Here is a 23,643-nt window from a genome sequence, read left to right as displayed (position 1 = left end):
AACGCAATCTGTCCGTTACGGGTCAATCACCTCCATGAAAGAAATCGAAGAGCTTATCGCCAACAACCAGGCCTGGTCGGCCAACATCAGCCAGGAAGACCCGGAATTTTTTGAACGTTTAGCCCAGGCGCAAAAGCCCCGCTTCTTATGGATTGGTTGCTCTGACAGCCGCGTTCCCGCAGAACGCCTGACCGGCCTCGAGCCGGGTGAACTGTTCGTCCATCGCAACGTGGCGAACCTCGTTATCCACACCGATCTTAACTGCCTGTCGGTGGTGCAGTATGCGGTAGATGTGCTGGAAGTCGAACACATCATCATCTGCGGCCACCTGGGCTGCGGTGGCGTGCAGGCGGCGGTGGAAAACCCGGAGCTGGGGTTGATCGACAACTGGCTGCTGCACATTCGCGATCTGTGGTACAAGCACAGCTCGCTGCTGGGCGAGCTGCCGCCGGAGCAGCGTTTCGACATGCTGTGCGAGATCAACGTCATTGAGCAGGTATACAACCTGGGCCACTCCACCATCATGCAGTCCGCGTGGAAGCGCGGCCAGAAGGTGATGATCCACGGTTGGGTGTACGGCATTCAGGACGGCCGCCTGCGCGATATGGAAGTGCTGGCGACCAGCCGCGAGAGCCTGGAGATGGGCTACCGCAAAGCGATAGCCAAACTGAAGCAGGATAAAGGCATATAACCCCGCCGCGGGCGCGGCTGGCCGCGCCCCACATTAATTACTCGTCCAGCAGCACCACTTTGCCGACGTACGGCAGGTGACGGTAGCGCTGAGCGTAGTCGATGCCATACCCCACCACGAACTCATCCGGGATCGAGAAGCCGACATATTCGACCGGCACCTGCACTTCACGGCGCTCAGGCTTGTCCAGCAAGGTGCAAATCGCCAGCGATTTCGGCCCGCGCAGCGCCAAAATCTCGCGCACTTTGTTCAGCGTGTTGCCGGAATCGATGATGTCTTCCACGATCAGCACGTCTTTGCCGCGAATGTCTTCGTCCAGATCCTTGAGGATCTTCACGTCGCGGGTGGTGGACATGCCGCTGCCGTAGCTGGAGGCGGTCATAAAGTCGACTTCGTGCGGCACGTCGATCGCGCGGCAGAGATCGGCCATGAACATGAAGGAGCCGCGCAGCAGCCCGACCAGCACCATGTCGCTGCCGCTGTCGCGGTAATGTTCGGTGATCTGGCGGCCAAGTTCGGCGATACGGGTCTTAACTTCCTGCTCGGAAATCATTACGTCTACAGTGTGTTTCATAGTATTCAGGTCAGTTGCCGGAAGAAAGGCGCAGAGTTTAGCATAGCCTTTCGCCGGTGGCGACGCGAGCGCGCCGCCACCTGAGCGACGGGCCGCGATCATTCGCCGACGGTGAAGCCCATCATCATGCCGGTATCTTCGTGCTCCAGCAGGTGGCAGTGGGCCATGTACGCATGTTCGCTGCTGGCCGGATGGTCGAAGCGCACCAGCACTTCGCTGCGCCACCCTTCGACGCGCACCGTGTCCTTCCAGCCGCTGCGATGCGCCGCCGGCGGTTTGCCATTTTCCGACAGGATACGGAACTGGGTGCCGTGAATATGGAACGGGTGCAACATCATGTCGCCCTCGCCGGAAATGGTCCACTTCTCATACTGGCCCCGTTTGGCGGCGAACATCGGCTTGGTCATGTCGAAGGCCTTGCCGTTGATCATGTTGCCGTGGCTGAAGTCGAACGGTTTGGCTTTACCCTGCGCGCCGCCGTGATCCATCCCGGCCATACTGCCATGATCCATGCCCTTCATGTTGCCGTGGTCCATGCCCTGCATGCCGCCCTTTTCCATGCCTTTCATGTTGCCGTGGTCCATGCCTTTCATGTCTCCACCGCCCATCGCGCCATGATTCATGCTCATGCCGGCCATCGCCTGGTGACCATAACGATCCATCAGCTCCTGCATGCCGAGCATATCCAGCTGCGGATCCATCATCAGCTGCAGCCAACGCTCCTGGATACCAGTGGCAGCGGGTAATGTCGGCAGCTTCACCAGGCTGTCCGGCATGGTTTTGATGCCCTGCGCCAGCGACGGCTGAATGCGCAACACCGGCAGCGGTTGATCGAACGGCGCCAGCGTCATACCCATCTGCTTCACCGGCAGCGTCACGATGTCGAACGCTTTCCCGTCGGAGGCATCCACCAGCACTTCAAAACGTTCGCCCATCAGCATCGGCAGCTCGGTCAGTTTCACCGGCTCCGCCAGGAAACCGCCGTCGCTGGCGATGACATACAGCGGACGGTTGTCACTGGCCGCCAGATTCAGCGAACGGGCGTTGCAGCCGTTGAGGAAGCGCAGACGCAGCCAGCCGCGCGGCGCCAAATGTTGCGGATACTGCGCGCCGTTGGTGAACATGCGATCGCCAAACCAGCCCACCGCCGCGCTCATCACGTCCAGGCGGTATTCGATTTGCGCGTCTTTGCCCAACCGCTTATCTTGCAGGATCACCGGAATATCATCCTGCCCCCAGGTTTTCGGCAGCGGCAGTTTGGCGCTCTCCTCATCTTCCAGCAGCACCAGCCCCGCCAGCCCCATCATCACCTGGCTGCCGGTTTTACCGTGGGTATGCGGGTGGAACCAGCAGGTGGCCGCCGGTTGATCGACAGTGAAATTCACCGTGCGCGTCGCGCCGGGATGGATCAATGCCTGCGGGCCGCCATCGACGTCGCCGGGAATTTCCAGGCCGTGCCAGTGGACGGTGCTGGCCTCCGCCAGGCCGTTTTTGATATCGACCGTCACCGGCTGGCCACGCTGCAGCTGCACCGCCGGCCCGAGCAGCGCGCCGTTGAATCCCCAGGTTTCGGTGGCGGCGCCGGGCAACCAGCGGGTTTCCCCCGCCTGCAGCGCCAGCGCAATTTTTCCCTGCGCGTCCGGCGTCAACAACGGCGGCACCGGCAGAGCCGGCCGATCGGCCGCCCAGGCGGCCCGGCTCCATAACGGCAATGTGCTCGCAGCGCCCAGTGCGGCGGTTAATTTAATAAAATCACGGCGTAACATCGCTGACTCCCTTTTCTCAGTGACATAACTCAATGCCGCCAGCCTAAACCTTCCCCCTGGCGGAAGGTCAAGCCTTTCCTGGCGGTATTTTAAGCTATGCCTCACAATCAAGAGAATATGGCTGGCAAACGCAACGCCGGCCCGGCAGCAATAAAATTTGGTGCCTTTACAGGCAAGTGTGGTAACGTCAGCAAACGACAAACAGGCCTATTTCATGATGAAAAAAACAACGTTATCGATGCTGTTGCTGGCGATGCTGGGCTTCTCCAACGCCAGTCTGGCGCTGAATGAATCCGAGGCGGAAGATCTGGCCGATCTGACGGCGGTATTTATTTATTTGAAAAATGATTGCGGCTACAACGATTTGCCAAACGCGCAAATCAAACGCGCCATCGTCTATTTCGCGCAACAAAACCGCTGGGATTTGAGCAACTACAACAGCTTCAATATGAAGGCGCTGGGCGAAGACAGCTATCGCGATCTCAGCGGCATCGCCATTCCAACGCCCAAGAAGTGCAAATCGCTGGCGCGCGATTCTTTGAGCCTGCTGGCCTACGCCAACTAATTCCTTCCCCTTTCCCGCCCGCCTAACGCTCTCTCTGTCTGAAATTCAACCGTGCATCGCCAGGCAGAGTTAGCTATGATGTTGCGCCGATTTTTCATGGCTGTTATTACGGAGTTTCCCGCACATGACCCAGAAAGAAATTTGGTACGAAACGCTGCATACGGGCTTCGGCCAGTATTTCTCGGTAGAGAAGGTGCTGTACCGCGAGAAGACCGATCACCAGGATCTGGTGATCTTCGAGAACCCGGTGCTGGGGCGCGTGATGGCGCTCGACGGCGTGGTGCAAACCACCGAGCGCGACGAGTTCATCTATCACGAAATGCTGACCCACGTGCCGCTGCTGGCGCACGGCGCGGCGAAGAAAGTGCTGATCATCGGCGGCGGCGACGGCGGCATGCTGCGCGAAGTCAGCCGGCACCCTGGCGTGGAGCAGATCACCATGGTCGAGATCGACGCCGGTGTCGTCGAGTTCTGCCGCCAGTACCTGCCCAACCACAGCGCCGGCGCCTATGACGATCCGCGCTTCAAGCTGGTGATCGACGACGGCGTCAACTTCGTGAACCAAACCGACGAAACCTTCGATGTGATCATCTCCGACTGCACCGATCCGATCGGCCCCGGCGAAAGCCTGTTCACTTCGGCGTTTTATGAAGGCTGCGCCCGCTGCCTGAATGAGGGCGGCATTTTCGTCGCGCAGAACGGCGTCTGCTTCCTGCAACAGGACGAGGCGGTCAACAGCCACGCCAAACTGAGCCGCTACTTTACCGACGTCAGCTTCTATCAGGCGGCGATCCCAACCTATTACGGCGGCATCATGACCTTTGCCTGGGCGAGCCAAAACCCGGCGCTGCGCCAGCGCGATCTGCCTACTCTGCAACAGCGCTTTAACCAAAGCGGCCTACACTGTCGTTATTACAACCCGGCAATTCACGTCGGCAGTTTTGCCCTGCCGCAATATTTGCTCAATGCCCTGAACGTAACACGTTAAGCGAGAAGATAAAGGAGGTGGCCCAAATTGCATAAGCTAAAACTGCACGGCTTCAACAACCTGACCAAGAGCCTGAGTTTTTGTATTTACGATATTTGTTACGCCAAGACCGCGGACGACCGCGACGGCTATATCGCCTACATTGACGAACAGTATAACGCCAACCGGCTGACCGAGATCCTGAGCGAAACCTGCTCGATCATCGGCGCCAATATTCTGAACATCGCGCGTCAGGACTACGAGCCGCAGGGCGCCAGCGTCACCATCCTGGTCAGCGAAGAGCCGATCGATCCGAAAGACGTCGATACGTCGGAGCATCCCGGCCCGCTGCCGAACACGGTCGTTGCGCACCTGGACAAGAGCCATATCTGCGTACACACCTACCCGGAAAGCCATCCGGAAGGCGGGCTATGCACCTTCCGCGCCGATATCGAGGTTTCGACCTGCGGCGTCATTTCGCCCCTCAAGGCGCTGAACTACTTAATTCACCAGCTGGAATCCGACATCGTCACCATGGACTATCGCGTGCGCGGTTTTACCCGCGACGTGAACGGCGTGAAACATTACATCGATCATGAGATCAATTCGATCCAGAACTTTATGTCGGAAGACATCAAGGCGCTGTATCACATGATGGACGTGAACGTTTACCAGGAAAATATCTTCCATACCAAGATGTTGCTGAAAGATTTCGATCTGAAGCACTACCTGTTCAACGCGGAACCAGAGGCGCTGAGCGCCGCCGAACGCAAGCAGATCACCGATCTGTTATGGAAAGAGATGCAGGAAATCTATTACGGCCGCAATATTCCGCATCTGTGATGGAAAGGGCGCGGCACGCCGCGCCCTGATGCTTAGTATTTCAGCATGAAAGAACGATAGGCCTTCAACACCAGCAGGAAGTCCTCAACGCCGCAGAATGAGAGGCTTTCTTCGTCGTAGTAATTCATCCCCTCTTCCATTTCATCGCCCTCGAACTCCAGCTGATTGGCGCGGATCATCACTTCTTCACCATCCATCAGCAGCGTATATTCATGGCCTTCCAGCTGCCATTGACGTTCACTGCCTTTGACCTCGGCCGCACCGGCTTCAATCCGGTCCAGCAGGTTGAAATCGCCTTTGACTTCTTCGTTGATCCAGTGGCCAATCGCTTCATGCCCCATCGAAAATCTGACGATCACCTGACCGGTGACGTCACGCAGAAATTCGTAATCCATAGCATGCCCTCCTGAGCCCTTTTTCTTAGTGTAAACATAAATGGCGGACTAACTCAGTGAGCGCTCGCAAAGTTGGCAACTGAGCAAAATAAAACGGGAGGCCAAGGCCTCCCGTTAAACAGTTGCGCAATATAGCGGCTTACACGGCGGTTTGGAAGATCACGCCGTCGGCTTTTTCGGTGTACTGCCCCAGCTGGTCAAAGTTCAGGTAGCGGTAGGTATCCGCCGCCGTCTTATCGACCTGCGCCATATAGGTCTGGTACTCGTCCGGCGTCGGCAGGCGGCCCAGCAGGGACGCAACCGCAGCCAGTTCGGCTGACGCCAGATAGACGTTGGCGCCGGTGCCCAGACGGTTCGGGAAGTTACGGGTCGAGGTGGAGACCACCGTCGCACCGTCCGCCACGCGCGCCTGGTTGCCCATGCACAGCGAGCAGCCCGGGATCTCGATACGCGCGCCGCTCTTGCCGAACACGCTGTAGTAGCCTTCTTCGGTCAGCTGAGCCGCGTCCATCTTGGTTGGCGGCGCCACCCACAGACGGGTTGGCAGCTGGCCCTTGTGCTGATCCAGCAGCTTGCCGGCCGCGCGGAAGTGGCCGATGTTGGTCATGCAAGAACCGATGAACACTTCATCGATTTTGCTGTTGGCCACGTCGGACAGCAGGCGCGCATCGTCAGGATCGTTCGGCGCGCACAGGATCGGCTCCTTGATCTCGTTCAGATCGATGTCGATCACCGCCGCGTATTCCGCATCCGCATCGCCTTCCAGCAGCTGCGGATCCGCCAGCCATTTTTCCATGCCCTGAATACGGCGCTCCAGCGTACGGCGGTCGCCGTAGCCTTCGGAGATCATCCACTTCAGCAGCACGATGTTGGAGTTCAGGTACTCTTCGATCGGCGCCTTGTCCAGCTTGATGGTACAACCGGCGGCGGAACGTTCGGCGGACGCATCGGTCAGCTCAAACGCCTGCTCGACCTTCAGATCCGGCAGGCCTTCGATCTCCAGGATGCGGCCGGAGAAGATGTTTTTCTTGCCCTTCTTCTCGACGGTCAGCAAGCCTTGCTGGATCGCGTAGTAAGGGATGGCGTGCACCAGATCGCGCAGGGTGATGCCCGGCTGCATTTTGCCTTTGAAGCGCACTAGCACCGACTCAGGCATATCCAGCGGCATTACGCCGGTCGCGGCGGCAAACGCCACCAGGCCGGAACCGGCCGGGAAGGATATGCCGATCGGGAAGCGGGTGTGGGAATCGCCGCCGGTGCCGACGGTGTCAGGCAGCAGCATGCGGTTCAGCCAGGAGTGGATCACGCCGTCGCCCGGACGCAGCGAGACGCCGCCGCGGTTCATGATGAAGTCAGGCAGCGTGTGGTGCGTGGTCACGTCGACCGGTTTCGGGTACGCGGCGGTGTGGCAGAATGACTGCATGACCAGATCGGCGGAGAAGCCGAGGCAGGCCAGGTCTTTCAGCTCATCGCGGGTCATCGGGCCGGTGGTGTCCTGAGAACCGACGGAGGTCATCTTCGGTTCGCAGTATTCGCCAGGGCGAATGCCGGCGACGCCGCAGGCGCGGCCGACCATTTTCTGCGCCAGCGAGAAGCCTTTGCTGCTGGCGGCAACCGGCTTGGCGATACGGAACACATCACTGTGCGGCAGACCCAGCGCTTCGCGCGCCTTAGTGGTCAGGCCACGGCCGATGATCAGCGGGATACGGCCGCCGGCGCGCACTTCATCCAGCAGCACGTCGGTTTTCAGCTCGAAGTTGGCGATCAACGCGCCGGTTTCGTGGTTGCGCACTTCACCTTTGTATGGGTAAACGTCGATCACGTCGCCCATGTTCAGCTCGGACACGTCCACTTCGATCGGCAAGGCGCCGGCATCTTCCATGGTGTTGAAGAAGATAGGCGCAATCTTGCCGCCCAGCACCACGCCGCCGCCGCGCTTGTTCGGCACGTGCGGGATGTCGTCGCCCATAAACCACAGCACGGAGTTGGTGGCGGATTTACGGGAAGAACCGGTGCCGACCACGTCGCCGACGTAGGCCAGCGGGAAGCCTTTTTTGTTCAGCAGCTCGATCTGTTTGATCGGGCCGACGCTGCCCGGCTGATCCGGCACGATGCCTTCGCGTTCGTTTTTCAGCATCGCCAGCGCGTGCAGCGGGATGTCCGGGCGCGACCAGGCGTCCGGTGCCGGAGAAAGGTCATCGGTGTTGGTTTCGCCGGTGACTTTGAACACGGTGACGGTGATCTTTTCCGCCAGCTCAGGGCGCGACAGATACCATTCGGCGTCGGCCCAGGACTGCATGATCTGCTTGGCGTGCGGGTTACCGGCCTTGGCCTTCTCTTCCACGTCGTAGAAGTTGTCGAACATCAGCAGCGTGTGGGACAGCGCTTTCGCGGCGATAGGCGCCAGCGTTTCGTTATCCAGCGCTTCGATCAGCGGGTGAATGTTATAGCCGCCCTGCATGGTGCCTAACAGTTCAATGGCTTTCTCGGGGGTAACCAGGGGGGATGTCGCTTCACCTTTGGCGATGGCCGCCAGGAAACCTGCTTTGACGTAGGCGGCTTCGTCGACGCCCGGTGGAACACGGTTAATCAGCAGGTCTAACAGGAATTCTTCTTCGCCTTTTGGCGGATTCTTCAGTAGTTCGACCAGCGCGGCCATTTGGGTGGCGTCTAGCGGCTTAGGGGCGATGCCCTCAGCAGCACGCTCGGCTACGTGCTTACGGTATTCTTCTAGCACGACGTTCTCCTCGCTCTCATTGTCATTTATTGTGCCTGGCGTATATGCAAACCGGGTTTATACCCTTGGGGTTTCACTCTGTGGCTAGGCGATCGGCCCGTAAAGGCCCCGAAACGGTGATTGGGGCAAACAGACACGGTCAAACAGCGTTACAGCATGAAAGACTGATGGGTAGAGCGCACGGCGATATTGATGCCATCTATCCTGACGGGGCACTGCTGTCGATGTCCTGGACTGTAAGGTACAGTGCCCGGTTCCGCTCAGCCAGCATATCAGGATTTGAAACGGTTGTTAATTCGTTCACATAAAAGCAACATTAAATCTTTGCTGAATCGTTGAGCGCAGCGTAATCGGCTGCCGGACTAGCAGAGCATTATATCCATATAATTAGAATGGATATAAGCAGAGGGATCGGAATTTGGCGCGGCGGCCACAAAAATACCGCTTTCTGAGTTTGAGCAAAAAAAACGGCTCCTTATCAGGAGCCGCTTGTTAACCGGTCAAGCCAGCAGAATTACTTCTTCTTGGCTTTCGGGTTAGGCAGGTCGGTGATGCTGCCTTCGTAGATCTCCGCCGCCAGGCCCACGGATTCGTGCAGGGTCGGGTGAGCGTGGATGGTCAGCGCGATGTCTTCCGCGTCGCAGCCCATCTCGATAGCCAGACCGATTTCACCCAGCAGTTCGCCGCCGTTGGTGCCGACAATCGCGCCACCGATGATGCGGTGAGTTTCTTTGTCGAAGATCAGTTTGGTCATGCCGTCTGCACAGTCGGAAGCGATCGCACGGCCGGAAGCCGCCCACGGGAAGGTGGAGGTTTCGTAGCTGATGCCTTTCTCTTTCGCTTCTTTCTCGGTCAGACCCACCCATGCCACTTCCGGCTCGGTGTAAGCGATGGATGGGATCACTTTCGGATCGAAGTAGTGCTTCATGCCGGCGATAACTTCTGCGGCAACGTGGCCTTCGTGCACGCCTTTGTGCGCCAGCATCGGCTGACCGACGATGTCGCCGATAGCGAAGATGTGCGGCACGTTGGTGCGCAGCTGTTTGTCGACGTTGATGAAGCCACGCTCGTCAACTTCAACACCGGCTTTGCCGGCATCCAGCAGTTTGCCGTTCGGCACGCGGCCGATCGCCACCAGCACCGCGTCGTAACGCTGTGGTTCTGCCGGCGCTTTTTTACCTTCCATCGTGACGTAGATGCCGTCTTCTTTGGCTTCTACCGCGGTCACTTTGGTTTCCAGCATCAGGTTGAACTGCTTGCTGATACGTTTGGTGAAGACTTTCACCACGTCTTTATCTGCCGCCGGGATAACCTGATCGAACATCTCAACGACGTCGATCTGTGAACCCAGCGCATGGTATACGGTGCCCATTTCCAGGCCGATGATGCCGCCGCCCATAACCAGCAGACGCTCTGGGACGGTTTTCAGCTCCAGCGCATCGGTGGAATCCCACACGCGTGGATCTTCATGAGGAATGAATGGCAGTTGGATCGGACGAGAACCTGCAGCGATGATGGCGTTGTCGAAGTTGATGGTGGTTGGGCCGTTTTCGCCTTCAACAACCAGGGTGTTAGCGCCGGTGAACTTGCCCAGGCCGTTGACCACTTTCACTTTACGGCCTTTCGCCATGCCAGCCAGACCGCCGGTCAGCTGAGTGATGACTTTTTCTTTCCAGACGCGCACTTTGTCGATGTCGGTTTTCGGCTCGCCGAAAACAATGCCGTGTTCGGCCAGTGCTTTGGCTTCTTCGATCACTTTGGCAACGTGCAGCAGTGCTTTGGAAGGGATACATCCCACGTTCAGGCAAACCCCGCCCAGAGTGGAATAACGTTCAACCAGAACGGTTTCAAGACCTAAGTCAGCGCAACGAAAGGCTGCAGAGTAACCTGCCGGGCCCGCCCCAAGTACCACGACCTGAGTTTTAATTTCAGTACTCATCATGACCTCTTAATTGATTGTCCGGCGGGTCAGACGTCATTTTTATTGCTAATCGATCTCATAACGCCCTTCATCCACCGGGACGCTTACACCGCGAGCAGTTTACAGAATTGTTAATAATCTGCAAAGCGTGTTCGAGTGACCCGTGTCTCAACAATTTTGTCGAGTTATGCAAAATCCGACAAAACTGCTACAGAATCGTCAGGGGCGCAGCATGCTGCGCCCCTTTTGCATTACATCACCAGACGGCGAATGTCGGACAACATGTTGTTGATGATGGTGATGAAGCGCGCACCATCGGCACCGTCGATAACGCGGTGGTCGAAGGACAGCGACATCGGCATCATCAGGCGCGGCATGAACTCTTTACCGTTCCAGACCGGCTCCATCGCAGACTTGGAGACGCCCAGGATAGCCACTTCCGGCGCGTTGACGATCGGCGCGAAGTGGGTCGTCCCGATGCCGCCCAGGCTGGAGATGGTGAAGCAGCCGCCCTGCATCTCGCCCGCGGTCAGCTTGCCGTCGCGCGCTTTCTTGGAGATGGTCATCAGTTCGCGAGACAGCTCGGTGATGCTCTTCTTGTTCACGTCCTTGAACACCGGAACCACCAGGCCGTTCGGGGTATCTACCGCCACGCCGATGTTGATGTATTTCTTCAGCGTCAGCTTCTGACCGTCTTCGGACAGCGAGCTGTTGAAGCGCGGCATCTGCTCCAGAGCGGCAGCAACGGCTTTCATGATGAACACGACAGGCGTGAACTTCACGTCCAGCTTGCGCTTGGCCGCTTCTTCGTTCTGCTGTTTGCGGAACGCTTCCAGATCGGTGATGTCGGTTTTGTCGAAGTGAGTCACGTGCGGGATCATCACCCAGTTGCGGCTCAGGTTCGCACCAGAGATCTTCTGGATGCGGCCCATTTCGACTTCTTCGATCTCGCCGAACTTGCTGAAGTCCACTTTCGGCCATGGCAGCATGCCTGGCAGACCGCCGCCGGCAGCCGCCGGGGCCGCTTCAGCGCGTTTCACCGCGTCTTTCACGTAAGCCTGAACGTCTTCGCGCAGGATACGGCCTTTACGACCGGTGCCTTTCACTTTCGCCAGGTTAACGCCGAATTCACGCGCCAGACGACGAATGACCGGGGTCGCGTGCACGTATGCCGCGTTCTCGGCGAACTCGCCTTTGTCGTCAGCTTTCGCAGCCGGAGCGGCGGCTTTAGCGGCGGCCGGCGCCGGCGCAGCTTCCGATTTAGCGGCTGGAGCGGCGGCAGCGGCAGGCGCAGCGCCTTCCACTTCGAACACCATGATCAGGGAGCCGGTTTTCACTTTGTCGCCGGTCGCGATCTTGATCTCTTTAACGATACCCGCGAACGGTGCAGGCACTTCCATGGAGGCCTTGTCGCCTTCCACGGTAATCAGAGACTGCTCGGCGGCAACCTTGTCGCCCACCTTCACCATCACTTCGGTCACTTCGACTTCGTCGCCGCCGATATCCGGCACGGCGACGTCTTTGGCCGCAGAGGCCGCAGGCGCTGCAGCGGCGGCAGGAGCTTCAACCGCAGCCGGGGCCGCAGCGGAAGCGGCGCCGGCCACTTCGAACACCATGATCAGGGAACCGGTTTTCACTTTGTCGCCGGTCGCGATCTTGATCTCTTTCACGGTACCCGCGAACGGCGCAGGGACTTCCATGGAAGCCTTGTCGCCTTCCACGGTGATCAGGGACTGCTCGGCTTCCACCTTGTCGCCCACTTTCACCAGGATCTCGGTCACTTCGACTTCGTCGGCGCCGATGTCCGGCACGGCAACGTCTTTGGCCGCAGCGGCGGCCGGGGCAGCTGCTGCTGCCGGTTTTTCTTCCGCTTTCGCCGCCGGTGCAGCTTCCGCTACGCCTGCCGCTTCGAAGATCATGATCAGTTTGCCGGTTTCGGTTTTATCGCCGACCGCCACTTTGATCTCTTTCACCACGCCCGCCTGCGGGGATGGCACTTCCATGGAAGCCTTGTCGCCTTCCACGGTGATCAGCGATTGTTCCGCTTCAACTTTATCGCCGACCTTCACCAGAATCTCGGTGATTTCGACTTCATCTGCACCGATGTCCGGTACGTTGATTTCGATAGACATTATTCAGTACCTCTTAGGCCAGACGCGGGTTAACTTTTTCCGGGTTGATGTCGAATTTCTTGATGGCATCAGCCACCACGGAAGCTTCGATCTCACCGCGTTTAGCCAGTTCACCCAGAGCAGCAACCACCACGTAGGATGCATCGACTTCGAAGTGGTGACGCAGGTTTTCGCGGCTGTCCGAACGACCGAAGCCGTCGGTGCCCAGTACGCGATAGTCGCTGGCCGGCACATAAGTACGAACCTGTTCGGCGAACAGTTTCATGTAGTCGGTAGAAGCTACCGCCGGCGCGTCGCTCATCACCTGAGCGATGTAAGGCACGCGTGGCGTTTCGGTTGGGTGCAGCATGTTCCAGCGCTCGCAGTCCTGGCCGTCGCGCGCCAGTTCGGTGAACGAGGTCACGCTGTAGGTGTCGGAACCCACGCCGTAGTCCTTCGCCAGGATCTGCGCAGCTTCGCGCACGTGGCGCAGGATGGCGCCGGAGCCCAGCAGCTGTACCTTGCCTTTGCTGCCTTCCAGCGTTTCCAGCTTGTAGATACCCTTGCGGATACCTTCTTCCGCACCCTGCGGCATCGCAGGCATGTGGTAGTTTTCGTTCAGCGTGGTCAGGTAGTAGTACACGTTTTCCGGGTTGTCACCATACATGCGCACCAGACCGTCGTGCATGATCACCGCCACTTCGTACGCGTAAGCCGGATCGTAAGAGATGCAGTTAGGGATGGTCAGAGACTGAATGTGGCTGTGGCCATCTTCGTGCTGCAGACCTTCGCCGTTCAGGGTAGTACGGCCCGAGGTCCCGCCGATCAGGAAGCCGCGCGCCTGTTGGTCGCCCGCTGCCCAGCACAGGTCGCCGATACGTTGGAAACCGAACATCGAGTAGTAGATGTAGAACGGAATCATCGGCAGATCGTTGGTGCTGTAGGAAGTCGCTGCGGCCAGCCAGGAAGAGGCTGCGCCCAGTTCGTTGATGCCTTCCTGCAGGATTTGGCCTTTCTCGTCTTCTTTGTAGTAAGCAACCTGTTCACGGTCCTGCGGGGTGTACTGCTGGCCGTTCGGGCTGTAGATACCGATCTGACGGAACAGACCTTCCATACCGAAGGTACGCGCTTCGTCGGCGATGATTGGCACCAGGCGATCTTTGATCGACTTGTTCTTCAGCATCACGTTCAGGGCACGCACGAAGGCGATAGTGGTGGAGATCTCTTTGTTCTGCTCTTCCAGCAGCGAGCTGAAATCTTCCAGCGCCGGCATTTCCAGCTTCTGGGTGAACTCCGGCAGACGCGTCGGCACGTAGCCTTTCAGCGCCTGGCGACGTTCGTGCAGGTATTTGTACTCTTCGGAATCTTTGTCGAAGGTGATGTACGGCAGTTTTTCGATGTCGGCATCGGCAACCGGCACGTTGAAACGATCGCGGAAGTGGTGAACCCCTTCCATGTTCATTTTCTTCACCTGGTGAGCGATGTTTTTACCTTCCGCGGTTTCACCCATGCCGTAACCTTTGATGGTGTGGGCCAGGATAACGGTCGGTTTGCCTTTGGTGTCCTGCGCTTTTTTCAGTGCAGCGAAGATTTTCTTCGGATCGTGACCACCACGGTTCAGCGCCCAGATTTCGTCGTCGGTCATGTCTTTGACCAGCGCCGCGGTTTCCGGGTAACGGCCGAAGAAGTGCTCGCGCACGTAAGCGCCGTCCTTGGATTTGAAGGTCTGGTAGTCGCCGTCCAGGGTCTCGTTCATCAGCTGAACCAGTTTACCGCTGGTGTCTTTACGCAGCAGTTCGTCCCAACGGCCGCCCCAGATCACTTTCAGCACCTGCCAGCCTGCGCCGGAGAAGATGCCTTCCAGTTCGTTGATGATCTTGCCGTTGCCGGTGACCGGGCCGTCCAAGCGCTGCAGGTTGCAGTTGATGACGAACACCAGGTTGTCCAGCTTCTCGCGGGTCGCGATGGTGATGGCGCCTTTGGATTCCGGCTCATCCATCTCGCCGTCGCCCAGGAAGGCATAAACGGTCTGCTCAGAGGTGTCTTTCAGGCCGCGGTGTTCCAGGTATTTCAGGAACTTCGCCTGATAGATGGCGCTGATTGGGCCCAGGCCCATGGATACGGTCGGGAACTGCCAGAATTCCGGCATCAGCTTAGGATGCGGGTAAGAGGACAGGCCGTTGCCGTGCACTTCCTGACGGAAGTTGTTCATTTGTTCTTCGGTCAGGCGGCCTTCAAGGAAGGCACGCGCGTAAACGCCCGGAGAGATGTGGCCCTGGAAGTACACCAGGTCGCCGCCGTCTTTCTCGTTGCGTGCGCGGAAGAAGTGGTTAAAGCAGACTTCATAGAAGGTCGCGGAAGACTGGAAGGAAGCCATGTGGCCGCCCAGCTCCAGGTCTTTTTTGGATGCGCGAAGAACGGTCATGATCGCGTTCCAACGGATCGCAGAGCGAATGCGGCGTTCCAGATCCAGGTTGCCTGGGTAGGCCGGTTCGTCTTCTACCGCGATGGTGTTGACGTAGTTGTGCGCTGCAGCACCGGCCGCAACGTTAACGCCGCCTTTGCGGGCTTCTCCCAATACCTGATCAATCAGAAACTGAGCTCGCTCAACACCCTCTTCACGGATGACCGATTCGATCGCCTGCAGCCAGTCGCGGGTTTCGATCGGATCCACGTCATTGTTTAAACGTTCTGACATGGTGGTATTCCTTATCTGTCTAATGGTTTGTTTGGAGCCTGTCTTCCTGTGCTCTGTGCAAAAACACACGAAGACAGGCCCATCAGTTTAGTTGCCGCTTAAGTACTTAACTAAGTACCTCGAACTTAACCCCCGCAGGCTGGTGTACCCTGAAGAGGACAGCTCTTAATCCTTGCGTTGCTGGAGACGCCGTAGCGATCTCTCGCGCCGAGTATGCTCCCGGCTGAGATCCAGCAAGATTTCCTCGATAAACGCCAAGTGGCGATGCGAGGCTTCACGGGCCTTTTCCGGCTAGCGTGCCACAATCGCCTCAAAAATTCCGGCGCGGTGGCTGCTCACTTTTGCCAACATCTCACGGCGCGAGTAGAGCAATTCAAAGTTCTGACGCACGTTCTGTTCCAGCATCGGCCCCATGCAGCGTAGCAGGTGAAGTAACACAACGTTGTGGGCAGCTTCGGTCACGGCGATTTGATACTGCATGACCGCATCGGCTTCGGCGTCGAGATCGCCGCTGTCTTGAGCCTGTTGAATCACGATGTGGCAGTCGCGGATGCGCGCCAGATCTTCATCGGTGCCGCGCAGCGCCGCGTAATAGGCGGCAATGCCTTCCAGCGCGTGACGGGTTTCCAGCAGATCGAACTGTGATTCGGGATGGTCGGCCAGCAGCTCGGCCAGCGGATCGCTGAAGCTCTGCCACAGATTAGTTTGCACGAAGGTGCCGCCGCCCTGACGACGCAGGAGCAGCCCTTTCGCTTCCAGGCGCTGAATGGCCTCTCTCAGAGAAGGACGGGAGACATCAAATTGTTTCGCCAGCTCGCGCTCCGGAGGCAGTTTTTCGCCTGGGCGCAGTGTCCCCTCGAGGATCAGATATTCGAGCTGTTGCTCGATAACATCTGACAACTTGGGTTGGCGGATTTTGCTGTAGGCCATGAGTGAATTCTTCTCTGCGAATGGCGCGGAGTCAATTGGTAATACCAATTTCAAAAACGTGACGGTAAAGTAACAAAGTATTCACCTCCTGTCCATACGGGCCTTGATCGAAATCAGGTTACCCGCACATTTTAACACCCCGCTGAAAACCCCGCTGCAAACCGGTAACGCCGTGATGGTATTACCATTTACGCGCCGGGTTGGGGATTTAACTTTTACCAAACCTTACGCAAGGAAGAGTGCAAACTTTTTGCCCAAGTTTTATTGCATGGTTATGACGCTTTAATGAATGGCTATTTGGCGAGCACCGCCACGGTGATTCGTTCATTATTTGAACGCGCACCGCCGCTCGGATCTACGTTATTTTTGCGCATTATGTGATTTGTTGCTTATTTCATGCACTGAATCCCTCCCGCCGTCACACAACCCGCATTTTGTTTCCTAAACTGCTGCAATCTTAATCACTCACACGACAAAGCAGGTGCAAACCGACGCACATAACATTATTCTCTGCCAAACGGTAGCGGCGCCGTGGAATTAATAGCTATAACGCCGTAAATAAAACAAAACACACATCGTAACCACTGCTTTACAGGCATGTGGGCATTCACAACGACAGAGGGTTTGATTGATGGATGGTCAACAGCATGGTGACCAGCTGAAACGCGGCCTGAAAAACCGCCATATTCAGCTCATCGCCTTAGGTGGCGCAATCGGCACCGGGTTATTTCTCGGTATCGCTCAAACAATAAAAATGGCCGGCCCGTCAGTGCTTCTCGGCTACGCCATTGGCGGCTTCATCGCGTTTCTGATCATGCGCCAGCTGGGGGAGATGGTGGTGGAAGAGCCGGTTGCCGGTTCCTTCAGCCACTTCGCCTACAAATACTGGGGCAACTTCGCCGGCTTCGCCTCCGGCTGGAACTACTGGGTGCTGTATGTCCTGGTGGCGATGGCGGAACTGACCGCGGTCGGCATCTACGTGCAGTACTGGTGGCCGGAGATCCCCACCTGGGTTTCCGCCGCGGTATTCTTCCTGGCGATCAACGCCATCAACCTGGCCAACGTGAAAGTTTACGGCGAGATGGAGTTCTGGTTTGCCATCATCAAGGTGGTGGCAATTATCGGCATGATCGTGTTCGGCGCCTACCTGCTGTTCAGCGGCATGGGCGGCCCGGAAGCCACCGTCACCAACCTGTGGGCGCAGGGCGGGTTCTTCCCGAACGGCGTCATGGGCCTGGTGATGGCGATGGCGGTGATCATGTTCTCCTTCGGCGGCCTCGAGCTGGTCGGCATCACCGCCGCCGAAGCCGACGACCCGCAAAAGAGCATTCCGAAAGCCACCAATCAGGTGATCTACCGCATTCTGATCTTCTATATCGGTTCGCTGGCCATTCTGCTGTCGCTGTACCCTTGGGGCAAAGTGGTCGAAGGCGGCAGCCCGTTCGTGCTGATCTTCCACGCGCTGAACAGCAACCTGGTGGCGACCGTGCTGAACATCGTGGTGCTCACCGCCGCGCTGTCGGTGTACAACAGCTGCGTCTACTGCAACAGCCGCATGCTGTACGGCCTGGCGCAGCAGGGCAACGGCCCGAAAAGCCTGTTGAAGGTCGACGGCCGCGGCGTGCCGGTGGTGGCCATCGGCATTTCCGCCCTCGCCACCGCGCTGTGCGTGCTGATTAACTACCTGATCCCGGGCCGCGCCTTCGAACTGTTGATGGCGTTGGTGGTATCGGCGCTGGTGATCAACTGGGCGATGATCAGCCTGGCGCACCTGAAGTTCCGCGCCGCTAAAAATCGCGAAGGTGTGGTGCCGAAGTTCAAAGCGTTCTGGTACCCGTTCAGCAACTACCTGTGCCTGCTGTTCATGGCCGGCATCCTGGTGATCATGTACCTGACGCCGGGCATTCAAATCTCGGTGCTGCTTATCCCGGTGTGGGTGGCGATCCTGGCCGTCGGTTACGCCATCAAACAGCGCAGCCAACGCGTCGACGGCGTCACCAGCCGTTGAACCCCGTGACCGCGCAATAAAATGGCCCGCTGATGCGGGCCATTTTTTTCGCCTGAACGCCGCTTACTTGCGCAACGCTTTCACCTGTTCGGCGGTGATGTCCGCCGGCAAGCCGCCCCAGGTCACGCGCAGATAATTCACCAGCTCCGCCACGTCGGCATCGCTCAGCCGTTCGCCGAAGCCCGGCATGCTCTGCATGCTTTCGCCGTTCGGGAACTGCTGAGCCGGCAGGCCGTCCAGCACCGACACGATCAGGTTCTTGCCGTCCACCTGGCGCAGCGTGGCGTTATCGCGCATCGCCGGTGCGACGTGCGGTTTGCCCTCGCCTTCGCGGGCGTGGCAGCCGGCGCACTGATCCAGATAGGCCATGCGCCCGGCATCGCTGCCCTGGCCCATTTTCACCGGCACCGCCGCCGGCGGCTGCTCGCCCATCAGATACAGCGCCAGCGCCTGATGGTCTTCCGGCGTTAAATGCCGGGTGCTGAGATCCACCACCATGTGCATCTCGCTGAAGGCGGAACCCTGCGGCGCGAGGCCGGTGCTGAGGAAGCGGCTGATGTCCTGCGGCGTCCAGCCGCGCTGCGCCAGGCCGTGCGGCGTAATGTCCGGCGCCATGAAGCGGCCGAGATCGCCGCCCTGCATCGGCTTGGCGAGATCCATCTGCCCCAGCGCGCCGCGCGGCGTGTGGCATTCGCCACAGTGGCCCAGCACGTCGGCCAGATAGCGGCCGCGCTGCCATTGCGGCGAGCTGCCCTGCGAACTGGCCGGCAGCGGATCCTGGCTGCGGAACAGCAGGTTCCAGCCGATCAGCGCCATGCGCTGGTTGAACGGGAACGGCATCTCGTTGGCCGGGATGGCCACGTCCACCGCCGGGCGCGTCATCAGGTAAGCGTAGATGTCGTCGGCGTCCTGACGTGACATGCCCTTGTACGAGGTGTAAGGCATCGCCGGGTACAGGTGCCGCCCGCCCGGCGCCACGCCCTGCGTCAGCGCCAGGAAGAAGTCGTCCCTGGTCCAGCGCCCGATGCCGTGGTCGGCCGACGGCGTCAGATTGCTGCCGTAAATCGTGCCGAACGGCGTTTCCAGCGGATAGCCGCCGGCCAGCGGCGCCCCGCCGCTGGCGGTATGACAGGCGGCGCAGTCGGCGGCCTGCGCCAGATAGCGGCCGCGGGCGATCTGTTCGGCGCTGGCGGTCACCTGCTGCACCGGGCCGTCGTAACGGCGGTTTTCCCGCCACCACAGCAGCGCAATCACCACGATCGCCACCAGCAAAATCAATACTGCGAGACGTTTTTTCATTGCGCCGTCTCCTTGAGCAGGCCCGGCGTTTTCAGCACCACGTCGCGCACCGCTTCGTAGTAGCGCACATAGCCGGTGCAGCGGCAGATGTGGCTGTCCAGCGCCTGCTCGATGGCGCTTTCCAGCTGCTCGCGAGCGATAGGTTCACGCTTGAGCTTTTCCACGAAAATGGTGGCGGCATTGACGAAGCCCGGCGTGCAATAGCCGCACTGGAAGCTGTAGTGCTCCAGAAACGCCTGCTGGATCGGCGACAGTTCAACCACCTCGCCCTGCTCGTCCACCCTGGCGTGGCCTTCGACGGTACGCACTTTCTTGCCGTTGAAGAAATGCGCGCCGGTGATGCAGGTGCGCACCTCTTCACTGGTGCCGCTCGGGTGATCGACGATTGCCACGCAGGCGTGGCAAATGCCCTGCCCGCAGCCGAGGCGCGAGCCGGTCAGGTCAAGGTATTCGTGCAGGAAATCGATCATCATCAGGCCTTCCGGCACCTCGATTGGGCCGTATTGCTTCTGGTTGATGGTCAGGGAGATCGGCTGGGTTTTAATGCTCATTGTAATACCTCACGAATATTTTCTGCACGAACGGGCAAATCACGGAAACGGTGGCCGGTGGCGTCGGCGATGGCGTTGACCAGCGCGGCCACAATCGGGATCATCACCACCTCCGCCATGCCTTTCGGCGGATCGGTTTCCGACAGCGCCGGCAGGATGTCGCCGCTCTGCTTCCACACCGCCACGTCGCTGGCGCGCGGCAGGTGGTAACGGTTGAAGTTCCAGGTGCCGTTGCCCGGCCCGTCTTCGTACAGCGGTAAATATTCGTGCAGCGCATGGCCGATCCCCATCGCCAGCCCGCCCTGCAGCTGGCCGGAAACCAGTTCCGGCACGATCAGGTTGCCGCACTCCATGATCGAATGGTGATTCAGCAATTCCACCTGGCCGGTGGCGATATCCACCGCCACTTCCGCCAGCGTGCCGACGGCGCTGTAGTAGGTGACCGCCGCATTGTTACGCTGGGTTGGCGGGTAGTAGACCTGCCCACGCGCCAGCGGTTTGAATTCGCCGCCGGCGTTGCGCAGCGCCATGCCGTCGATCGGCAGGCGTTCGCTTTTGCCGTTCAGCGTGAAATCGGCCTCCGCCCACTGCCAGCGGTTGAAGACGTGCACCGCCGCGCCGGTGACGCCGCCCATCTGATAGGCCGTCTTGGCCAGCAGCTCGAGGCTCAGCACCGACATGCCCGCCGCCGTCAGGCCGCCCTCGACCCAACGCGCATCTTCACGCCGCACTACCAGCGGCGCCGCCTGGCCGCCGCCGATGCCGGCCTGCCACAGCGCCATCGCCGCCGGCCACAGGCCGTGATCGAAGATCAGGCGCGCCGCTTCGCGGGTGCTGTGCGAGAAGTAATAGGCCGAGTTGCTGGCGCTGGACGGCGAACAGTAGCTCGGCGTCCAGTTAGGGTTGGTTTGCAGCTTGTCCTGCTCCTCCTGCGACATCAGGTAGGGATCGCCGCTGGTGACCATCGGCAGCACCGACCAGTCAGTGACCGAGAAATGCGCTTCGTCGGCCGGTTTGCCCAGCCACTGCGCGCACAGCACCGACTGCGAGGTCGACATGCCGGTGCCCATCTCCGCGCCGCTGTGATGCAGCGTGATGCGGCCGTCTTCGCTCAGCTCCACCCGGGCGAACGAGGTTTCCGCCCCGGTGCCGAAGTCTTTCTGCACGCAGCCGAAGCCAACGCCATAGCGCTTGCCGGGATGGCGGCTCTCAAACTCGGCCTTGCGTTCGGCGCGCTTGAGCCACATCTCATGCTTCGCCGCCTTCTCCAGCACTTCATCGGCGCGGATCGCACCGGCCGGGATCGCCCCCTGGGTGTTTTTCATGCCGGATTTCAGCACGTTGCGCAGGCGGAACTCGATCGGGTCGATCTTCAGCTCGGCGGCCAGCTCATCCACCATCATCTCGGTGGCGGCCATGCTCTGCAGCGTGCCGTAACCGCGCGCCGAGCCGGCGTCGATGGCGCGTGAGGCCAGTCCGACCGACGACAGATCGCTTTTCGGGAAGTAGTAAATCGACTGGGCGGCGGTCGCGCCGACCATCACCACCGAAGGGGTAAAGTTGCTGCGGCCGCCGCCGTCCGCGGTCATGTCGCCGAGGAACGACTGCATGACGCCGGTCTGCTTATTCACCGCGATGCGGTAATTCATGTCGAACGCGTGGCGCTTCAGCGCCGTCTGGAACTGCTCGAAGCGGTCGTTGGCCAGGCGCACCGGGTAGCCGTCGCCGTACATCGCCGCCACCGCGCCGTAATACGGGAAGTTGTAGTGATCTTTCGAGCCGTAGCCCACGGTGTAGCACGGGTGCAGGATCAGCTGTTTCACCGGTGGATTGCGCTTGGCCAGCATGCGCGGCATCTCGTCGGCCACTTCCTGCGGCGACTGGGTCGGCACCACCAGATGCAGCGTTTGCGTCTCGGCGTCGAACCAGCCGTTGGCGTTGTCCGGCTCCAGCGCCGAGGTGTCGATCGACTGCGTGGTGTAGCGGCGCGACATCACCAGCCAATCGGCCGGCGGATTGGCCATCTCGTCGGCGATCAGGCCCGCATAGCGCATGCCTTCCTGATCCAGCTTGCCGCCCTCGCGCCCTTCCGGCCACACCGGCAGGTGTTTTTTCATCGACACCGGGAAGATCGGCGTGTCCTTCAGGCTGGAGAAGCGATCGTCGTCGAACGGTTGATCGCCCCCCACCCGCACATAGCGGAAGCTGCCCCAGGGATCGCGCTCCAGCGGGCCGGTGACCGCGCCGTATTTGATGGTTTCCTCACGGAATTTCAGCTTGTCCTTGGCGAAGCGGAAACGGGCGAAGTCGTGATAGATCAGTATCGCCACCGCCTGGCCGAGATAGGCCGGGGTTTTGCCGCTCGGCAGCAGCATGTCGTCGCCGTAGAACGCCGGGAAGGCCAGGCCGTCGCGCGCCAGATCTTCCGCCGTCACCAGGCGATCCGGCTGCAGGTCGTCCCCCAGCAGCGACAGATCGACGCCCTCGAACAGCCGGTCGGCTTTAGTGACGCGAAGAATGAAGGCGTGCGCCTGTTTCTGCGGCCAGTGCGGCATGTCCACCGCGCGGATATCGCGCGCGAACACCTTCTGCCCCATGACCTTGGCGCGGCCGTCGATACGGAAACGGACGCGTTTGGTCTGCGGATCCCAGTTGGGTGACTGGAGGATTTTTTGCTCGAACAGCGCGGCGTAGGCGCGGCTGTACAGGGGCGCGAGGTACACGGACACCCCCGCAATCACGGCGCCTTTGATAAAGCGGCGCCGCGACGGGTTGAAATTGCTCATAAATAAGTCCTTCACGTCTTTCTTGTAATTGGTTTTTGTTCGCGGTGTTGTTGCGCAAACGCTGACGACCTTGCCGTAGACGTCATAAGCATATGCTTATAACTAAAATTATGTGATGATTAACAGGCTGTTTTCAACAAAAAAACATTTACAAAACACAGGTAGTTTGTAGGCTAATAAATAATTTGCGCAAACGCGGACTTCAACCATGACCACGGGCATTGTCATTACCGCCGCCGGACGCGGGGAGCGCTTTATTCAGGCCGGCGGCCGGGGCAACAAATTGAACGCCGGATTTGCCGATGCGGCGGGCGAGCGGCGATCGCTGTTCGAACACACCCTGCACCAGGCGCTGGCCTCCGGCCTGCCGGTACAGGTGGTGACCCGGCCGGATAATCTGCCGGTGCTGGCCGCCTGCGCCGCCAACCAGGTGCCGGTCACCCTGCTCGCCAGCGCGGGCCTCGGCGACTCGATCGCCGCGGGCGTTGCGGCCACGCCGCACTGGCAGGGCTGGCTGATTCACCTGGCCGATATGCCGTTCGTCGGCGCCGATGTTTTCCGGCAGGTGGCGGATGCCTTACGGCAGCACGCGATCGTGCGCCCCTGCTATGCGCAACAGCCCGGTCATCCGGTCGGCTTTTCCGCTCTATTGCGCAAACCACTTTGCCAACTGCGCGGCGATAATGGCGCGCGTGAACTGCTGCAAGGCGCGGCAGTGCACCTGCTGCCGCTTGAGCAACCCGGCGTCGTGCAGGATATTGATCTTCCATCGCAACTCCCGGCCAGCGAGTAAATTCACCT

16 protein-coding genes and 1 pseudogene are annotated in these 23,643 nt (G+C 59.5%); 6 read left to right on the top strand and 11 right to left on the bottom strand.

What is annotated here, in order from left to right; translation table 11 throughout:
* Positions 1-34 precede the first annotated feature (34 nt).
* Positions 35-691 carry a carbonate dehydratase gene (can, locus tag ACSBQQ_RS24010; RefSeq protein ID WP_033635923.1) on the top strand — a complete coding sequence of 219 codons (657 nt, stop codon included), beginning with the start codon at positions 35-37 and terminating at the stop codon, positions 689-691.
* 37 nt (positions 692-728) lie between these two features.
* Here the strand turns inward: can and hpt are convergent, their stop codons facing one another.
* Positions 729-1,265 carry a hypoxanthine phosphoribosyltransferase gene (gene hpt, locus ACSBQQ_RS24005; protein WP_048234659.1) on the bottom strand — a complete coding sequence of 179 codons (537 nt, stop codon included), beginning with the start codon at positions 1,263-1,265 and terminating at the stop codon, positions 729-731.
* A 98-nt stretch (positions 1,266-1,363) separates the two neighbouring features.
* Positions 1,364-3,031 (bottom strand): multicopper oxidase CueO, encoded by a 1,668-nt coding sequence (cueO, locus tag ACSBQQ_RS24000; RefSeq protein ID WP_060429428.1) that lies wholly within the window; start codon positions 3,029-3,031, stop codon positions 1,364-1,366.
* Between the two features lie 217 nt (positions 3,032-3,248).
* Here cueO and ACSBQQ_RS23995 point away from each other — a divergent pair, with 217 nt between their 5' ends.
* The 3 genes from ACSBQQ_RS23995 (at position 3,249) to speD (ending at position 5,406) form a co-directional block, all read left to right on the top strand.
* A complete protein-coding gene (locus tag ACSBQQ_RS23995) occupies positions 3,249-3,596 on the top strand; it encodes a YacC family pilotin-like protein (protein ID WP_004937515.1) in 348 nt (115 codons plus the stop codon).
* A gap of 124 nt (positions 3,597-3,720) precedes the next feature.
* Positions 3,721-4,584 (top strand): polyamine aminopropyltransferase, encoded by an 864-nt coding sequence (gene speE, locus ACSBQQ_RS23990; RefSeq protein WP_041036651.1) that lies wholly within the window; start codon positions 3,721-3,723, stop codon positions 4,582-4,584.
* Positions 4,585-4,611: 27 nt separating this feature from the next.
* Entirely contained in the window at positions 4,612-5,406 is a 795-nt protein-coding gene (gene speD, locus ACSBQQ_RS23985; protein ID WP_004937510.1) for an adenosylmethionine decarboxylase, read from the top strand.
* 32 nt (positions 5,407-5,438) lie between these two features.
* Here speD and yacL read toward each other — a convergent pair whose 3' ends face one another.
* From yacL to pdhR, 6 genes and pseudogenes are all read right to left on the bottom strand, one after another.
* Complete coding sequence (yacL, locus tag ACSBQQ_RS23980) at positions 5,439-5,801, bottom strand: protein YacL (protein ID WP_004937507.1); 363 nt, start codon at positions 5,799-5,801, stop codon at positions 5,439-5,441.
* Between the two features lie 139 nt (positions 5,802-5,940).
* Positions 5,941-8,538, bottom strand: coding sequence for a bifunctional aconitate hydratase 2/2-methylisocitrate dehydratase (gene acnB, locus ACSBQQ_RS23975; RefSeq protein ID WP_033635927.1), 2,598 nt, complete (start codon positions 8,536-8,538; stop codon positions 5,941-5,943).
* A gap of 514 nt (positions 8,539-9,052) precedes the next feature.
* Complete coding sequence (gene lpdA / locus ACSBQQ_RS23970; protein WP_004937500.1) at positions 9,053-10,477, bottom strand: dihydrolipoyl dehydrogenase; 1,425 nt, start codon at positions 10,475-10,477, stop codon at positions 9,053-9,055.
* Between the two features lie 233 nt (positions 10,478-10,710).
* On the bottom strand, positions 10,711-12,591 hold the full coding sequence (gene aceF, locus ACSBQQ_RS23965; RefSeq protein WP_060429429.1) for a pyruvate dehydrogenase complex dihydrolipoyllysine-residue acetyltransferase: 1,881 nt from the start codon (positions 12,589-12,591) through the stop codon (positions 10,711-10,713).
* Between the two features lie 13 nt (positions 12,592-12,604).
* Positions 12,605-15,268: a pyruvate dehydrogenase (acetyl-transferring), homodimeric type gene (gene aceE, locus ACSBQQ_RS23960; RefSeq protein WP_060429430.1), complete on the bottom strand. Its 2,664-nt coding sequence runs from the start codon at positions 15,266-15,268 to the stop codon at positions 12,605-12,607.
* A 165-nt stretch (positions 15,269-15,433) separates the two neighbouring features.
* Positions 15,434-16,198, bottom strand: a pseudogene (gene pdhR / locus ACSBQQ_RS23955) (pyruvate dehydrogenase complex transcriptional repressor PdhR).
* A gap of 631 nt (positions 16,199-16,829) precedes the next feature.
* Here pdhR and ACSBQQ_RS23950 point away from each other — a divergent pair.
* Complete coding sequence (locus ACSBQQ_RS23950) at positions 16,830-18,206, top strand: amino acid permease (RefSeq protein ID WP_033635929.1); 1,377 nt, start codon at positions 16,830-16,832, stop codon at positions 18,204-18,206.
* Positions 18,207-18,269: 63 nt separating this feature from the next.
* On the opposite strand, the gene ACSBQQ_RS23945 is transcribed toward ACSBQQ_RS23950, so the two are convergent.
* Genes ACSBQQ_RS23945 through ACSBQQ_RS23935 form a run of 3 tightly spaced genes read right to left on the bottom strand, consistent with a single transcriptional unit; the run spans position 18,270 to position 22,842 of the window.
* Positions 18,270-19,505, bottom strand: coding sequence for a cytochrome c (locus ACSBQQ_RS23945; RefSeq protein WP_060429431.1), 1,236 nt, complete (start codon positions 19,503-19,505; stop codon positions 18,270-18,272).
* Positions 19,502-20,056 (bottom strand): (2Fe-2S)-binding protein, encoded by a 555-nt coding sequence (locus tag ACSBQQ_RS23940; RefSeq protein WP_033635931.1) that lies wholly within the window; start codon positions 20,054-20,056, stop codon positions 19,502-19,504. The genes ACSBQQ_RS23945 and ACSBQQ_RS23940 overlap by 4 nt, the downstream gene beginning before the upstream one ends.
* Positions 20,053-22,842, bottom strand: a complete 2,790-nt coding sequence (locus tag ACSBQQ_RS23935; protein ID WP_033649597.1) for a xanthine dehydrogenase family protein molybdopterin-binding subunit — start codon at positions 22,840-22,842, stop codon at positions 20,053-20,055. The genes ACSBQQ_RS23940 and ACSBQQ_RS23935 overlap by 4 nt, the downstream gene beginning before the upstream one ends.
* Before the next feature lie 208 nt (positions 22,843-23,050).
* Between ACSBQQ_RS23935 and ACSBQQ_RS23930 the strand changes: the two genes are divergently transcribed.
* Positions 23,051-23,635, top strand: a complete 585-nt coding sequence (locus ACSBQQ_RS23930; protein ID WP_060427024.1) for a nucleotidyltransferase family protein — start codon at positions 23,051-23,053, stop codon at positions 23,633-23,635.
* Positions 23,636-23,643: the final 8 nt, after the last annotated feature.

The sequence above is a fragment of the Serratia sp. G204Y genome (genome assembly GCF_051172435.1).
In the GTDB taxonomy this organism is placed as follows: Bacteria; Pseudomonadota; Gammaproteobacteria; order Enterobacterales; family Enterobacteriaceae; genus Serratia; species Serratia sarumanii.
Note: the sequence above shows the minus strand (reverse complement) of the source record. Positions and strands in the feature narration are given on the sequence as shown.

Excerpts from the sequence above, each read along its gene's own strand:
- ACSBQQ_RS23935 (WP_033649597.1), bottom strand. The coding sequence starts at position 22,842 with ATGAGCAATTTCAACCCGTCGCGGCGCCGCTTTATCAAAGGCGCCGTG.
- can (WP_033635923.1), top strand. The coding sequence starts at position 35 with ATGAAAGAAATCGAAGAGCTTATCGCCAACAACCAGGCCTGGTCGGCC.
- cueO (WP_060429428.1), bottom strand. The coding sequence starts at position 3,031 with ATGTTACGCCGTGATTTTATTAAATTAACCGCCGCACTGGGCGCTGCG.
- aceE (WP_060429430.1), bottom strand. The coding sequence starts at position 15,268 with ATGTCAGAACGTTTAAACAATGACGTGGATCCGATCGAAACCCGCGAC.
- hpt (WP_048234659.1), bottom strand. The coding sequence starts at position 1,265 with ATGAAACACACTGTAGACGTAATGATTTCCGAGCAGGAAGTTAAGACC.
- aceF (WP_060429429.1), bottom strand. The coding sequence starts at position 12,591 with ATGTCTATCGAAATCAACGTACCGGACATCGGTGCAGATGAAGTCGAA.
- lpdA (WP_004937500.1), bottom strand. The coding sequence starts at position 10,477 with ATGAGTACTGAAATTAAAACTCAGGTCGTGGTACTTGGGGCGGGCCCG.
- ACSBQQ_RS23995 (WP_004937515.1), top strand. The coding sequence starts at position 3,249 with ATGAAAAAAACAACGTTATCGATGCTGTTGCTGGCGATGCTGGGCTTC.
- ACSBQQ_RS23945 (WP_060429431.1), bottom strand. The coding sequence starts at position 19,505 with ATGAAAAAACGTCTCGCAGTATTGATTTTGCTGGTGGCGATCGTGGTG.
- ACSBQQ_RS23940 (WP_033635931.1), bottom strand. The coding sequence starts at position 20,056 with ATGAGCATTAAAACCCAGCCGATCTCCCTGACCATCAACCAGAAGCAA.
- speE (WP_041036651.1), top strand. The coding sequence starts at position 3,721 with ATGACCCAGAAAGAAATTTGGTACGAAACGCTGCATACGGGCTTCGGC.
- ACSBQQ_RS23950 (WP_033635929.1), top strand. The coding sequence starts at position 16,830 with ATGGATGGTCAACAGCATGGTGACCAGCTGAAACGCGGCCTGAAAAAC.
- ACSBQQ_RS23930 (WP_060427024.1), top strand. The coding sequence starts at position 23,051 with ATGACCACGGGCATTGTCATTACCGCCGCCGGACGCGGGGAGCGCTTT.
- yacL (WP_004937507.1), bottom strand. The coding sequence starts at position 5,801 with ATGGATTACGAATTTCTGCGTGACGTCACCGGTCAGGTGATCGTCAGA.